The sequence below is a fragment of the Pseudomonas sp. R32 genome (genome assembly GCF_009866705.1).
Taxonomy (GTDB): Bacteria; Pseudomonadota; Gammaproteobacteria; order Pseudomonadales; family Pseudomonadaceae; genus Aquipseudomonas; species Aquipseudomonas donghuensis.
In genome coordinates, this window is the sequence record NZ_CP019396.1 from 3,904,245 (window position 1) to 3,921,112 (window position 16,868).

At 60.8% G+C, this 16,868-nt stretch carries 1 protein-coding gene; it reads right to left on the minus strand.

All coding sequences use genetic code 11. From position 1 onward, the window contains the following. Positions 1–2: 2 nt before the first annotated feature. The gene (locus tag PspR32_RS26415) at positions 3–16,868 is read right to left on the minus strand and encodes a hemagglutinin repeat-containing protein (RefSeq protein WP_232531757.1); all 16,866 of its coding nucleotides are present in this window, start codon (positions 16,866–16,868) and stop codon (positions 3–5) included.

Genomic DNA, 16,868 nt, shown 5'->3' on the forward strand with positions numbered 1-16,868 from the left:
GACTACTCTCCTGAAAACCTGATTTTCGCAGTTGGTTTTTTCACCCCTTCTATAGTCAACGACGCGGAAGGTTGCCCTGTGGACGTTGAAGATGGATAAAATCGATAGGTCTTCTCTCCATTAGTTAACACAGTAACTGAGCCATCCTGAGAAATTGTCTTTTTATAACCATTAGACTCAAGGGTCTTTATGGCGCTGCTCCGAGTAATGTTCGCCTCTATCTGTCCTGCACTATTCCGCGTAGCTTTCGGCAAAAACTCAATCGATGTTGCTTTTGCACCTTGCCCCGGACCAGATTCAACCTTGCTGACCGCCGGCTTCTTGCCACCTTCAACAACGCCATGCCCTTTGCGTCCAGGGATGCCGCCAAACAATATACTTGCTATCAACACTCCGCCACCAATTAGGTGACTGTCGCGGTTGGAATCAAGCTCCTGATCCTCCATTTTCTCCGCGAGCGGCTTGCCCAACGCTGTTAACAGTTCACCTTGTGCCTGCTCCAGCTTCTTCCCCAATGGTGTTGACCCAACCGCATTCGCCACCGCCAACTGAGCAACGCCTTTGGGTCCCTGAGCAAGTGCCAGAACGAGCTTAACTGCTTGTTCTTTCTCGGGGTTGGCGATGATATAGGCGTTGATGTTCGAAAAGTAATCCAGCACGTCCTGCGAGGTGGTGGGGCTTACCGCTGTTGGGTCAATCTCAAGCGGTCTGGCGCCCGTGTCACTGTTAATTCCCAGTTTTGTCAGCAGCTCGTTTTTTACCCTCTTCACATCCTCTTGAGGGATGCGTTCGAGGCTAGCCAACTGGGCCAGGACGTCCCTCTGGAAACTTTCGTCCCCCATCTGCGCCATGGCCGCACGACGACTCATACCCGAAAGAACCAGAGCCTCCAGGGTATTCTCAGCCAAATCCCTGCCGCCGATTTGCGCCGCGCCAGCCGCCATCTCCCGGCCCAGCACACGTTCCATGCGATTGATAACCGCGTTGACCCCTTTGCTTGCCTCCTCATAGTTGGCCAGGGCGGTCTCGTCGTAGTCGAGCAGCGAGTTGGACCATTGCTTGAGGGTCTCATCGGTCTTGAGTACCGCGTCGACAGACGACCCAGTGACATACAGATCCGTACGCGACTCTTCATCGCGGGTGATCTCGTAGGCCCTGTCGACATCGCGGTTCAGCCCCGCAGTGGAGTCGTCACCGGACTCGGCATCCTTGCGCACCACGATCTGGCCATCACCGACGGTGGCGCGGACGATCTGCTCGCGGTCCTTGTCGTACTCCCAGCCGTTGACGCTCCAACTGGTCTTGGCGTCTTCACCCCTGCCGCCCTTGCCCACCTGCGTGCTGTCCTGGGTGGTGTTGCCCTTGCCGGCGCTGTAGCTGCCGCCAACGTTCAGGTAGTAGCCGTGCTCCTTGTCCTTGCCAGCGATATCGCTGAAACCCAGGGTGTCGGTATCGAGCTTGAGGTTGCCGTTGTCAGCGGCGATCAAGGCTCCATCAAGCTGGGTGTGATTCTCGGTACGGATATCGACCTTGTTCTTGCCGGTGATGCGCGTCTGATCCTCGACCCAGTCGGTCTTGCCGGTGGTCTGGCCATAACCGACCGAACCACTGACACCGGCCCCCGGGCCGAAGGTTGCGGTGACGCTGATGTCGAACTCCTTGCCCTTGACCTCACCGCTATTGGCCACCGACGACACGTTCAGGTCGCCGCCGACTCGGCCGGTCACCTCATCGCCACGCAAGTTGGCACCGGCGATAGTGGTGTCTTTACCGCTGGTGAAGTTCAGACGGTCGCCGGCATACAGGTAGGCGTCCTGCTGACGCTGGGCGTCACGGTCCAGACTGCCCTTACCCATGCTGACGCTGACGTAGATGCCCACGCCTTCAGAACCGACGGTGAGACCGACTTCGCCTCCACCGTTATGGCGATTGCTATCGCTGCTGCTGTCGTTCTGCGCCGAACGAATGTTCAGGTCGTTGGCGGCAGCAAGGTCGATGTCGCGACCGGCCTGGACCTGGGTCGCGGTCATGCTCAGGTCATTACCGGCATCGAGCTTGACGTCGCGCCCTGCCTGCAGTTGGGTCGGCGTCGACGTGCCCTGGGTGCCATCCTCGAGGGCTTCACCATAGCTGCCACCGACGCCGGCCTTGAAGCCGCCGCTGGTACCGCCGTGCAGCCCCGCCCAGATCACGCGCTGGCTGCTTTCCTGGCTGACGCTGCCCTTGGCCACATCCAGGTTGATATCGCGGCCCTGGACGACAATGTCGCGACCGGCCTGCAGTTGCCCACCTTTGACCGTGACATCATTGCCAGCCTTGAAGTTGAGGTCATTGCCGGCATTGAGCGTCGAAGCGCGATTCGACTCTTCGACCTGCTCCTGGTGGCTGCGCTGGATGCTGTCGCCCATCTTGCCGTCGCCCGTCGGTCCGGACAGAAACTCTCCGATCGAATCGACCGCGCGCAAGGTGCTTGACCCTTTGCTGACGCCGTTCTCACCCTTACCCGCGCCATTTATGGCGTCCTTGGTTTTGCCGAAGTTGTGGTTGAGAGTGGCGGTGGCGCCATGGGTGGAGTGCTCGCGCATCTGCTCGAGGGTGCGGGTTTCGCGGGCTGCATCGACGTTGATATCGCGCCCGGCATTGAAGTTGATGTCGTTGTCAGCCAGCAGGTCGGAGCCGCTCTGGTTGATATCGCGCTTGGCGTTGATGTCCAGGTCGTTGCCAGCCTTGATCTGGCTGGCGGAAGCGAGCTGCTGCTCAAGGCGATCCTTGGTCTTGAGCCGCTCGGCGCCGACGAACATGCTCACGCCGTTGTCGTCACTGGAAACCCCGAAGCCAGCGCGCTTTTCCTTGGACCAGTTGGTTTCGCTCTGCTCGCTCTGCGCCGCAACCACGTTGACGTCACGCCCGGCATTCAAACTGACATTGCGCCCGGCACTGATGCCGCTACCTTCCACGTTGATGTCACGCTCGGCCTGCAGCATCGCATCACGCTCGGCCGTCACCTGGCTGCCGACGCTGGTGCTGCTTTGCGCCTGACGCCCCGATTCCTTGGCCGAAGCCACCGAGACAAAGCCGCCGGAGGTCGACAGGCCAGTTTTCTTCCGGTACTCCTCGCTCCGGCTGTAGGCCGTATCGTTGGCCGAGACCAGGTTGATGTCGCCGCCGGCATCGATCAGCCCGGCACGCAGCTCGACATCGTTGCCGGCCTTGGTTTCACTGGCGCGTACGCGCACATCGCTGCCAGCGGCAACGACCACGTCGTGGCTGGCTTCAAGCACGCTGGCGACCTGGGTGGCACTGGTTTGCAGCTGGCTCTTGCCGCTCTTGGACAGGCCGAGGAAGCCTGACTTGGTTTTCTTGCTGTACTCGCCGTGTTCTTCGATCCCCGAAAGCACCGCGATGTCACCCGTGGCACCGACCAGCAGGTCGTTGCCAGCCTTGAGCTGGCTACCGACGACGCTGACGTCCCGACCACCGTCCAGAGCGATGCCTCCGCTCGCAGTCTTGCTGGCATTGACGGTCAGGTCATGCCCCGCTTCGATCACCGAGGCGACGTTGGTGCTGTGGTAGCTTTCCTGCTGCTTGCTACTGCTGCGACCGAAGGAGCCTTTGCTCTTTTTCAAGTAGAAAGAAGCGCTCTCATCCTTGGCCGACGCGATGTTCAGATCACGCCCGGCATCCAGATCGACATCAGCCCCGCCCTTGACCCGGCTGGCGATGATATCCATATCGTTGCCGGCACTCAGGGCAATATTGCCTCCGGCATTGAGCGTGGTCGAAACCTGGTTGATGCGGTCCTCTTGCGCGGTGACTTTTTTGCTTTTGCTGTAGAAGTGCTGCTCATTCGCTGCCGAGCTCAGGCTCAGGTCACCGGTGGCGGCTATGGCGATATCGCGCTTGGCGTCGATCTGGCTGGCAATGGCGCTGATATCGCGGCCGCCACTGAGGCTCAGGTCGCGGCCGGCTTCAAGGCTTGAGCCATGTTGAGTGATGCGCTGGTCCTTGAAGTGTGTGCCACGGCTGGTGCCCGACACCTGCTCCACCGAGGCCAGATTGATGTCGCGCCCGGCCTTGATACTGGTGTCGGCGCCGCTCTTGATGACCCCTCCGAGGTTGCTGACATCGCGCCCACTCTGCAGGCTCAGGTTATTGGCGGCCTCGATGCGGGCGGCGCTGTCGAGGAAGTCGCGGCGCTCGCTATAGCCACCACTGGCAGTCTGGAAACTACTGACGCTGCGCTCGTTGATGACATCCCCATCGATGGCTCTGAGGCTGACGTCGCGACCGGCGATAATGCCACCGGCCTTGTTCACCAGGTTATTGCCCGCCAACAGATCGAGACGGTTGCCGGCTTCCACCAGCCCGCTGTTGACCAGGTTGTTGCCGGCCTGGGCCGACAGGTTATTGCTGGCGCGCAACGTGCCGACGTTGTCCAGGTTGTGCCCGGCGATCAGGTTGAGATTGTTACCGGCGATCAAGGCACCGTTGGGCGCCAGCCGATTGTTCGAGTGGGCCAGGTACAGCACTGGCACCAACACCTGTTCGCCCTTGACCTCGGCGCGTTCCATCCAGACGATGTCGTGGGTCAAGGCCGCGACCTGTTCTGCGGTCAGACTGACGCCAATGGCCAGATCAAGCTTTTGCTTGCTCTGGATGGCGTTGTCCATCAGGTACTTGAACAGCTGCTCGTCACTGGTTTGTCCTGCCAGCAGGCGCTCACCGGTACGCGCTACTACCGCTTGCTGGATCAGCCGCTGCTCGTAGTAGCCATCGCCCAGGCGCTTCCAACTGTCGTCGGGGTTGTAACCGAGGTTGGCCAGCAGGTAGTCCGAGCTCATGAACTGCTTGAGGTCGGTGAGGGCCGGATTGGTTTCGATCAGGTACTTGTGCGGCTGAGACCGGGCAGTGTTGTCCGGCAGACCTTGCACGCGGTTGACCACCTGATCGGCCGCTGAGGTTATCTGCTTAGCGACAGCCAGCGGATTAGCGACGACAGGCCCAAGCCGCTCACCCATGTTCGGTACATCAACCTCGACTGGAATCGCTCCAGGAAGATTGATTGACGTTTGTCCATCACGCGGCACGGGGGCGAACGGAGAAACCACCGAGGGCTGTGGCGCATTCACCGACACAAGGGCATCACGTTCGGCGGGCGCCAAACCAGGCAAGTCAAGATCAAGCTGGACAGCCTTGTCCGCCGACTGCGACGAGCCGTTGCTCAGATCCAGACCATTGACCTTGTTGCCTTGAGTGATTTCGCCAGTGACGGTACGACCGGATTGCCAAACGCCCGTGTCGGCTTCAGCCACATCAGCGGTATTGATTACTCGGCTACTGGCGTCGATGCCGCTGGCCTCCCGGGCTGCCACTGAGACCTGATGGGTGCTGGCGGACACCTGCGCAGCGTTCGCCGTTTCGATAGCGCGGCTGTGGGTTTCAGGAAGGGTTTGTTGCCGCTGGGTACTGCTGATGGCAGCAGCGCCCATGGTCCAACTCTGCGGTGCAGAGCTGGCGCTGGTGCTACTGGTTTCACCGCTCAGACGGAACAGGCCGTTCTGGCCCACGGGCAGGCTGAAACCCGGCAGGCTCAGCGGGTTGATCTGCTGCTGGGCCAGATTGGGTGGCAGCTGTGCATTGAGCAGGATAACCGGCGCCTTGTTGGCGCCAACCTGGGTATCCAGTGAGCGATCATTCACCGCCAATGCGGTCTTGAGCACGCTGATGTTGCTGATGTCGTTACTGGCCGTGAGTTGCGCGTTGCCACCCGCCTGGATAACGGCCGGCGCCATTGACTCGCCATTGCCCTGGACCACCAACGGCTGGTTGATACCGGGGAACAGCGACGGGCTCAGCTTGCTCATCAATGTCGCAAAAGCCGCCTCATCCACCGGCGCCCCCGCGGGGCTCGACCGGTTGAAGTCCTGTACGGCCTGGGACAGTTGGTTGTATTGATTGCGGTAAATTTTACTGGTGCCATCGTAGCGCCGACTCTCGGTGCCGGAGCCGCCAGTGGCGCCCAGGTTCACGATGTTCTCGCCACGAATCGTCAGGTCATTGGCAGCGGACACCACGCTATAGCGGTTGGTGAAGTTCTGGCTGGCAATCTCCAGGTTGCCGCCAGCCCCGAGCGTGGCAGATGGCGAGTTCGCCTCGATCACACTCTCGACGGTGCGACTCATGGTGATGACCGGTCTTTTGTCACTCCAACCGCCGCCGCAGTGCTGCGAGCAACTGAGATCGACCGCCACGGACGTCAACCTCTGGTTGAGCTTGAATTTCTCCCGCTCGTTGACCACCTCATTTGCCGAAAGCCTGAGATCGCCCCTGCTCTGCATACTGCCGGAAACGTTTCTGACGCTCTGCGCGAAGGTTGCCTTGGTAAAACCTGCCACCGTCAGATTGCCGAGGCTGTAGACCTCACCGTAGTCGTTGGTGAGGTTGTTCAGATTGAAGGTCGAGTCCTCACCACTGAACATGAAGCCGCGGATGTTCGAGTCCGCCGCATCGCGGCCGTTGAACAGGCTTTGTGTGGTCAGGTCAACATTCTGCGCGGCGCCTAACGTGCCGGTGTTCTGCACGCTACCGGCGGCAATGCGCAGATCAGCGGCGGAGGTCAGACGGCCCTGGTTAGCAAGCAGCCCGGCGACATCGATCGACGTATCGCCGCCCCCGGCCAGGCTACCGGCGGCTGCCAGATTCAGCTGCGCCGCGCTCAGCTCGAAGCTGCCGACACTGCTGGCACGACCGCTACCGCTATAGCTGCCACCCAGGTTCAGCTTGAGGCTGCCATCACTGGCGATCAGGCCGTCGTTGTTCCAATTGCCGCCGTTGCCCTCCAGGCTGTCGGAGGCCAACAATTGACCACCTGCGACCTGGTTGAGGGTGTTGACGTTGACCGTCAGCCGTCCGGCCTGGATCACGCTGCTGTTGGTCCAGTGGTCCGCGCTCAGGGTAAGCCCGCCACGGGTGACCAGGTTACCGCCGGCTCGGGTCAGGTTGGCGGTACTGATATCGAAGGTGCCGCGGCCAGCATGCAACACACTGCCGCCGCTGTTCTGGAAGTCGCTGGCGTTGAGGGTCAGGTCGCTGTTGGCTGTTTCAAGCACACCGCCACGGTTATCCAGCAAGCCGCCAATCTCGAATTCGGTCTTGCCGCTGCGCCCCAGAGCGCGCAGTTGCCCCTGTTGGTTGGCCAGGCTGGCCGCGCGCACGCTCAAGGTGCTGTCGCTTTCGATAATGCCTTGCTGGTTGTTCAGCGCACCGCTGAGGTTGAACTCGACCAGGTTGCCGGCGATCTGACCACGAGCGTCGCCGCCGTTGATGAAGTCATGACCACTCACCTTCACTGCACCCTGGCTGTAAAGGCCGCCATTGCGGTTGTCGAAGGTAGCGGCAGTAACGTTCACATCGCCGGTTTGTGCAGCGATTCGCCCGCCATTGTTGCCGACGCTGGTACTGATCAACTGCAAGCGCTGGGCCTGGAGAATGCCGCCTTGACGGTTGTCCAGGTCGAAGCCGTTGCGCAATACGCCCAGGGTACGCGCCTGCAGGGCGCCATTGAGGCTGGCCAGGGTGCCAGCACGGTTGTCGATGCTGCCGGCCTTGAGCGTGGCATCACCGGTCTGGGCAAGGATTTTGCCACCTTGGTTGTCTAGATCTGCCGCGACCTCGATGTCCAGGTCTGCCTGGCTCTGCACGATACCTGCGGCGTTGCCGAGGCGCCCGGCCTTGAGCGACACGCCGGCATTCTGGCTGTAGATCAAGCCATCACCGCTGTTGAGCACAGCGCTGCTGGCATTGAGGGACAGTTGGCCGCTGGCAGCGACAGTACCGCGATTGCGGTTGTCGAGGTTGCCCGTGAACAGACTCAGCAGACCCTGGCTGGCCAGTTGGCCGCCCTGGTTATCGATCTGGGCGGAACGCTTGATCATCAGCGCACTACCACTGGCCAGCTTGCCGTTGGTATTGATCAGTTTGCCGAGCAGGTCGAGGGTCACGGTGCCATTACTGGCCAAGGTACCGGAACTGTTATCCAGGTCAGTGCCATTGATATCGATAGCCTGTTGGGCCTGGATCGAACCAACGGCATTGACAAGGGCCTGCCCTTGAATCTCAAGCGTTGTGCCACTGTCGATCAAACCGCCTTGGCCATTATCCAGCTGGCCGGAAACGATCAAACGTTGGCTGGTACCACTGGAGAGGATGCCTTTGGCGCTGTTGTCGAGGCTGGCAGCATTGACGCTCAAGGCCTTCTGACTTACCAGCGCACCGCCACCACTGTTGAGCAGGCTGTTGGTGAGATGGGCGTCAAGGTTGCCGAAACGGCTGGAGACAGTGCCGCCATTGCGGTTGTCCAGGCTGCCAGCCGAGATGTTCAGGCCTTGCCAACCGGACATCAGGCCGCCCTGATTGAGCAAATCCACACCCTTGAGGCTCAGCAAGTTGTTGCTGATCAGCTTGCCGTTGCTGTTGTCCAGCGTCCGCCCGCTCAGCTCCAGACGCTGGGCGCTGGATATTTCGCCACCCTGGTTGTTCAGGTCGCGCAAGTGCTGGAGGGTCAGGGGGCCAGCGGTGGTGATCAGGCCGCCACGGTTATCCAGGTCGCCGGTGGCCACCCCGAAGTCGATGGCAACGGCTTTGCCCAGCAACGCACCTTTGCGGTTGTCCATCGCGGTGCTGTTGAGCGTCAGCGTATCAGTGGCGTTGATCAGGCCGTCATTCTGGTTGCGCAACAGGCCATTGATGTTCAGCAGCAGGTCGCTGCGGCTGGTCAGCATGCCGCCGCTGTTATCCAGCGTCGCAGCCTGGCCATCGATGGATTGCGCGGCAATCAGGCCCTTGACGTTGTTCAGGGCCTGGTTGACGCGCAAGGTCAGGGCCTGGTTGCTCAGCAGTTTGCCGTCATTGTTTTGCAGGTTGTCGGCGGCCAGGGTGAAGGCTTGGGCACTGGAGATTTCGCCGCCCTGGTTGTTCACCCCCTTGAGGTTTTTCAGTACCAGCAACGGACCATTGATCAAACCGCCCTGGTTGTTCAGCTGACCCTGGCTGAGGTCCAGGGACACCGAAGTGCTGCTGAAAAGCTTGCCACCTTGTTGATCCAGGCTGCTGACCCTGGCGGTCAGTGCCTTGCTGCTGGCGAGCTGACCGCCATCCTGGTTGGTCAATGGCCCAGCGGTGATATCGAGGGTCTCGGTGCTGCTGACCACGCCGCCGTGGCTGTTATCCATGGCCCCTGTAGTGATGTTCAGGGCTGCCTTGCTGCTCAGAGTGCCCTTTTGGCTGTTGTCGAGGCTGGCGCTGTGAACATCCAGAGTGCTGTCGGTGACCAGTTCACCGCCCTGGTTATCCACGGCCTGCAGCGTAGTCACACTCAAGGCACCCGCGCTGGACAGACTGCCCTGGCGGTTATCGAGGTTGGCCGCTTGCAGGCGCAACTGGCCTTCGCTGCTGATCAGGCCCTGGCGGTTCAGCGCCTCGCCACTGAGTACGAGGTCAAGCCCCTGCTGGCTGAGCAGGCGACCGCCACTGTTATCCAGGCTGACACCTGTAAGGCTCATGCCAGCCAATGTACTGAGCAACCCGTTGCTGTGATTGAGGAGCTTGTCGACAGTAAGGCTCAACGCTTTTACGCCAACAACCCGACCACCGTCACTGTTGTTCAGTTGCAGCCCCTGGAGACTGACACCGCTCGTGCTGAATATCTCACCGCCACGGTTGTCGACATCTACGACCTTGAGTTGCACGTCTCCGATCGCACCGACCAGACCGTTGTTGCGGTTGTCCAGCGTCGTACCGTCAAGCACCAGCGCACCCTCGGCAATCAACAGACCGTTCTGGTTGCTGACCGTTGTCACGCTCGCCGTGAGGTCACCTTTGCTGGAAATCTGCCCGTCGCTGTTTTCCAGACTGGCCGCGCTGAATCGGCTACTGCCATCGGCAATCACCGTGCCGGCCTGGTTCTTCAACGTACCGTCAATGGCCAGGCCCAGGTCACCGCGACTGCTGAGCAGGCCGCCCTGGTTGTCCAGACTGGCGCTATGCACCTGCAGCGATGCCGCAGAAATCAATCCTTTGACGTTGGCCAAGGCGTGATTGACGCGCAGGGTCAGCGCCTGGTTGCTGATGAGTTTGCCGTTGCTGTTATCCAGGTTGCTGGCGGTCAGGGTGAACGCTTGAGTACTGGATATCTCGCCGTTCTGGTTATTGACGCCATTGAGGTTCTTCAACAGCAACGATGGCGCGTTGATCACGCCTTGGTTGTTCAGTTGGCCATTATTCAGGTCCAGGGCCAGGGCAGTTTTGCTAATCAGCTCACCGCCCTGTTGAGTCAACCCTTTTACATTGGCGCGCAAGGCGCCGGCACTGGCAATACGCCCGCCATTGTTGACCTGCGCGGCAGTCAATTCGAGGCTATCGGCACTGATCAGGCGTCCGCCAGGGGTGTTGCTGAGCAGACCTGTGGTCAGCTTCGCCGCACCATCACTCTTGATCAGCCCTTGCTGACTGTTGTCGAGCATTGCGCTGGTCAGAATGAGACTACCCGCTGTCTCGACAGTGCCACTCCGGTTAAGCAGATCGGCAACACTGGCGATGTCCAGTGTTCCTGCACTGGACAGGTTGCCATTGCTGTTGTCGATAACCTGCCCCTGCAACTGCAACCGGCCTTCGCTGTTGATCTTGCCGCCGGAGTTGGTCAGACGACCGTCGAGCTCTGGGGATGCCGACAGCTGAATCATCAGCGAGTGCTTGCCGGCAAAAGTACCCTGGTTGTTATCCAGACGTGCACCGGTAACCCGTGCGTTCTGGGCAAACACCAGGCCCTTGGCGTTGTTGATAACCTGAGCCACGGCAAGCTCCAGCGCGCTTGCGACCATGAGCTTGCCTGCGCTGTTGTCCAGGCGCTGGCCGCTGAAATCGGTGTCGCCCTGGCTGGAGATTTCACCGGCGCGGTTGTCGACAGTGCCGGCTTTGAGTTTCAGCGCTTTTGTAGCAGCCACCAAGCCGCCATCGCGGTTGTCGAGCGTGGTCGCAACCAGCGTCAGGTCGCCTTCAGCCACGAGTTCGCCGCCCTGCTGATTCAGCACGCCAACGGTCGCCTGAAGATCGGCTTGGCTGGCAATACGGCCGTGTCTGTTGGCCACGGTTTCAGCGTTCAGACGCAGCGGCCCGGCTGCGCGGAGCAAACCGTCCTGGTTATTCAGTTGCTGCCCGCTGAAGGTCAGCGCCTGCTTGCTTTTCAGCTCGCCGTGGCGGTTATCCAACTGGCCAACCTGCAACAGCAGATCGCGACTGGCGCGTACTTTGCCGCCACGGTTATCCAGTGCATTGCTGCGCACGGTCAACAGGTTTTGCCCGACAAAGCTGCCACCGCGGTTGTCCAGGCTCCCCGCTTGCACGTCCATGACCCCCTTGGCCAACAGACTGCCCTTGGCCTGGTTATCCAGCAAACCATCGACCTTCACCGTCAAACTGCCGTCGGTGGCCAGGCTTCCGCCCAGGCTGTTGTCCAGGCTCAACGCCATAACCCGCAGTTGCTGACCGGCCCCAAGCTTCCCGTCATGGTTTGTCAGTGCGCCCTTGATCCTCAGTTCGAGGCTACCGTCACTCGTGACCTGGCCCTGATGGTTGTTCAGGGTCGCAGCGTTGACCACACTGACGCCGGCTGCGGAAACCTCGCCTTGCTGGTTGAGCAGATCACCGCTCAGGCTCAGCGCCAGGTCGGTCGAACTGGTGAAGACGCCCGTGTTGTTATCCAGGCTCCCGCCTTGCGCCTGAAGCCCGGCCGCCGCGATCCGTCCTTTGACGTTTTTCAAGGCTTGGTCGACCTTCAGCGTCAGAGCCTGGTCACTGAGCAGCTTGCCCGTGCTGTTATCGAAGCTCTGCGCGGCGACAGCAAAAGCCTGTTTACTGGAAATTTCGCCCCCCTGGTTGACCACCCCGGCCAGGTTCTGCAATACCAGTGGGCCCGGCGCGTTGATCAAGCCAGTGGTGTTGTTCAGGTACCCGTGATTCAAATTCAGGGTCAGGGCATTGTTGCTGTAGAACTCGCCACCGCCCCGTTGATCCAGGCCGGCAATGCTGGCATCGAGTGTTTTGCCGCTGGCAATACGACCGTGTTCGCGGTTATCCACTTCACCCGCCATCAGAGTCAGGTCGTCGGCACTGGTCAGGCGTCCACTCTGCTGATTGTTCAAGGCGCCTGTAGCCACGCGCACCGCGCCGTCGGCGACAATGTGCCCCTGACGGTTATCAAGGCTGGCGCTGGTGAGGTTCAGGGTATCGGCGCTGAGCAACTCGCCGCCCTGGTTAGTGACTAGACCTTGTGCCGTCAACACCAGCGCCTGAGCGCTGGACGCCCGGCCCTGGTTGTTGTTCAGGCTGACGGTGTGCAGGGTCAGCGCGCCATCACTGCGAAGTGACCCCTGTTGATTGTTCAACTGCCCATCAAGCGTGGCGTCGCGCGCGGTTGCCTCGCGCAGGGTCATGTTCAGGTTTCGCTTGGCGAACACGCTGCCCTGATCACTGTTGTCCAGGTGCGCGGCATTCAACGTGACCGACTGCTGGCCACTGATGATGCCTTTGATCTGGTTGTTCAGCCGATCGAGGGTCAGCTGCAGGTCGGCGTTGGCCAGCAGGCGGCCGCCACTGTTGTCGAGTTGACGGCCCGTGAGGTCCAGTTGCGTAACACTGGAGATTTCCCCGGCACGGTTGTCCAGGGTATCGACGGCAAGGTGCATGGCCTTGCCCGAATTGAGCAGGCCGCCCTGCCTGTTATCCAGGGCATCAGCGTTGATCTTCAGCACGCCGACCGCAGCGATGCGGCCTGTGCGGTTATCAATGCGGGTGCCGTCGAGCACCAGGTTCGCCTTGCTGGTAAGCCGACCCTGGGACAGGTTATCGAGGCTGCCGGTGCCCAGTTGCAGGTCGTCGGCTGCGGCGATCAGGCCGGCCTGATTGAGCAGATGCCCGGCAATGCGGGCCGTCAGCGCGCCATCGCTGGTGAGTTTGCCGTCGGTGTTATTGACGCTGGCCGCGCTGAGCGTGAGCGTGTTGCCAGCCGAAAGTGTACCGCCAGCGTTGCTGATGGCGCCGTCGGCGCTGAGCGTCAGCCCATGATCCCCCTGAACTACACCTTGGCTGTTGTCCAGTGAACCGACAACCAGCGAGGTGTCATTGGCCAGAATCTCGCCTTCGCGGTTATCCAGCCCCCTTGCCACCTTGAGGGTCAAGCTCTGCCCAGCGTTCAGGCTGCCTTCGTTGTTGGCCAGGCTGCCGAGTTCGAGATCCAGTCCCCTGGCCGATACCAGCCCTTTGGCGTTTTCCAGTGCCCTGGCAATGCGCAGGGTCAGCGTCTGTTCACTCAGTACCTTGCCGCTGCGGTTGTCCAGCTGCTGCGCGGTCAGTCCAAACCCGCGCACGCTGGAGATTTCCCCGCCCTGATTGTCAACCGTGACGAGGTTGCTCAACAGCAATTGCCCAGGCGCATTGATCAGGCCGCCCTGGTTGTTCAGGTAGCCGTGATTGAGGTCCAAGTTCAGGTCGGCCTGACTGCTCAGATGACCATCATTACGCTGATCGAGCCCGTTGATACTGACCGTCAGGCCCGTGCCGTCGACGCGCCCGCTGTTGCGGTTGTCCAGCAAACCGGCACGCAGTTGCAACGTGCCGCCAGCGCTCAGTTGACCGGCCTGATTGTTAAGGTCGGCGCTGCTGAGCTGCAGGCCTTGCCCTGCAGCGAACAGACCTGTCTGATTGAGCAGGTTGCCGGCGATAGTGGCAGTCAGTACGCCGCCGCTGGTCAACTTGCCCAGGGTGTTATCCAGGCTGGCGCCAGTAAGCTCCAGCGCTTGGCCACTGTGCACAGTGCCGTTGCGATTGTTGACCGCGCCGCTGCTGTTGAGCTTGAGACCGTTGTCACTTTGGATCAGGCCTTGGGCGTTATCCAGCGATGCCACGTTGAGCAGCAAATCCCGCCCAAGGATTTTGCCACTGCGGTTGTCCAGCACACCGTCGGCAGAAAGCTTCAGACCTTCCCGGGCCTGCAGTTCGCCGCCGCCATTATCGACACGGCCAGCGTGCATCTGGAGTGACGATGCTTTGATCAACCCCTTGGTATTGTCCAGCGCACGGAGGATGGTCAGGTTCAGAGCCTGGTCACTCAACACCTTGCCATCGCGATTGCCCAGGGTATCGGCACTGAAGTCGAACGCCTGGACGCTGGAGATTTCACCGCCCTGGTTTTCGACGCTGTTGAGGTTTTTCAGCAGCAGCGTGCCCGGCGCATTGATCAGACCGCTTTGGTTGTTCAGGTGGCCACGATTGAGATCCAGGCTCAGATTCGCTGCGCTGTACAGATGACCATCGCCTTGCTGGTCAAGGCCGGTGACATTCGCCGTCAGGTCTTTACGACTGAAAATGCGTCCACCGCTGCTGTTGTCCAGCATCCCTGAAGTCAACTGCAGGGTGTCTTCGCTACTGACCTGCCCGTTGCGCTGATTGTTCAGTTGGCCTGCCTGAATCTGCAGCGCGCCCTGACTGGCGAGCTTGCCGGCGCTGTTGATCAGGTTGCCGGCATTGAGCTGGGCAGCGCCATCCGCCGTGATGCTGCCGCCCCGGTTGTCCAGCTCTCGCGTCACCTTTGCATTCAGGGTGCTGCGGCTGTGGATTTTGCCCTGCTGGCCATTGATCAGGCTGGCAACATCCAGGTGCAGGCCGTTGGCAGTAATCAGGCCAGCCCCGTTGCTCAACTGCTGGGCCACTTGCAGGGTCAAGGCCCGATCACTGAGCAATTTTCCCGCATCGTTGTTGATCGTGCTGGCGACCACAGCGAAAGACTCGGGGCTGGATATCTCGCCACTGCGGTTATCCACACTGCCGAGGTTCTTCAGCGTCAGCTGACCGGCCGAGTTGATCAGTCCGTCCTGGTTATTCAGGTGCCCCTGGTTGAGGTCCAGACTCAGGCTGGTGTTGCTGTAAAGGTGCCCCTTGCCTTGCTGGTCCAGGCTGCCGATCGATGCGTTCAGCGCTTGAGCACTGGCAATCGAGCCGCCCTGACTGTTTTTAACCGTCCGGGCCGTCAGATCAAGTGCTTGCTCGCTGGCGAGCGAACCGCCCTGCTGGTTATCCAGCTCGCCTACCTTCACAGCCAGTGCAGCGGTGGACTCGATGCGTCCCTGGTGGTGGTTGGTCAAAGCACCCGCCACCTCCAGCCCCAGCGTTCCCTGACTGCTCAGCAGCCCTTTCTGGCTGTTGTCCAGTGAACCCGCAACAATCTTCAGGTCCTGGCCGGCCGCAGTACGCCCTGCCTGATTATTGATCGCCTCTCGGGCGTTGATACTCAGCCCCGTGCCCGCCGACACCAAGCCTGCCAGGTTATCCAGGCGGGTGACGTTCAAGGCCATGGCATCAAGGCTGGATAATTCGCCAGAACGGTTGTTCAGCTGGCCAAGGCTCGCGGTAAACGGGCCGCTGCTCGTTACCAGGCCGCCTTGAGCATTGAGCAATTGCTCGGCATTGAGCTGCAGGCTGCCGGTGCTCAGCACTCGGCCTCGATTCTGGTTGTCCAGGCTGCCTGCGCTGAGGGTCAGCGCTTGCCTGGCGCTTAATGTGCCGCCCTGGTTATTCGTAGCCTGGGTGGTATTGACAGCCAGGTTGCGACTGGCAATAAGGCTGGCACCCCGATTGTCGAGATCCTGGGCGGAAACACTGAGATCGCCCTGGGTATTGCGACTGTTATCGGCATTTACCCCGGCTTCGATCACATCCTGGTTGCGTACCTGCCCCCCACTGGAGAGCCTGATACGATCACCGGCTGCCATCGACTTTCGGTTTTCGAGGTCGCCCCGGGTTTCAACGTCCAGGGTCGAGGCAGCGTATACCGGCCCTTGCAGTTGCGCACTTGCGGCCTTGATCTCGATTGCGCCGGAGGCCACCGTCTGAGCCAGGCTCAGGTGGCCGTTGGCATCCAGCTGAATGTCTCCTGCGCTGGCAGCCAGGGTACCGTCGAGCTTCACGCCGACCCCGGCCTCGGTGCCGACCAACTTGATCGCCCCTGCGTACATGCCGCCCAGGGCGCTGGAGTCGATGGCCAATTGTGGCGCGTCCGCCGGGTTGGCAGCGCGGGCGGTAGCTTTGAGGGTGCTGGCGTCGACATCATTGGCGCCGGCGATCACCTCCAGTTTGTTGGCGTTGATCCGGGCATTGATCCGGGCACTGCGGGTGATGATTTCGAAGCGGTCGATATTGCCCGCATTGAGGCCCGTGCCTTCGATGGCAACACTGCCCTGATCCACCTGGTAGTGCTTGATCTGGCCGTTCTCGATCACCGCCTTGCCGGTGCTGAGCGTCGCCCGTGGGGTATTGATAAAGCCGCAACCATCACAGCTGATGCCGTAAGGGTTGGCTACGATGACATGGGCTGATTGCCCGGCCACTTCGGTGTAGCCCTTGAGCTGGCTGGGGCTGCCACCGTTGACCTCGTTGAGAATTATGTTGGCCGCACGGCCATCCAGGTTGGGGTTACCGACAATGATGCCGCCCAGTTGAGTGTCCTGGGTGCGGTTGGTGGCATTGTTGAGGATGACCCCCTGCTGGCCGACGTTGTAGTCCTGGAACTGGTTATGGGACAGGCCATTGCCGTTGGGCGCGGCAATGTTGACGATCGGCACACCATTGCCCGCCTGGCCCAGGGTGGTGCCAGGGGCACTGACCACAATACCCTCAGCCTGGGCCCACAGCGGTTGCCAGAACATGACGTTGGCCAGCAAGAACGCCAGACCACGCCGGGGCATGCCCCAGAAATGATCGCGGGCTTTCAACCTGGCGGAGGGTTGGCGGGCCAGGAAGGCAAATTGGCTAACGTCCAT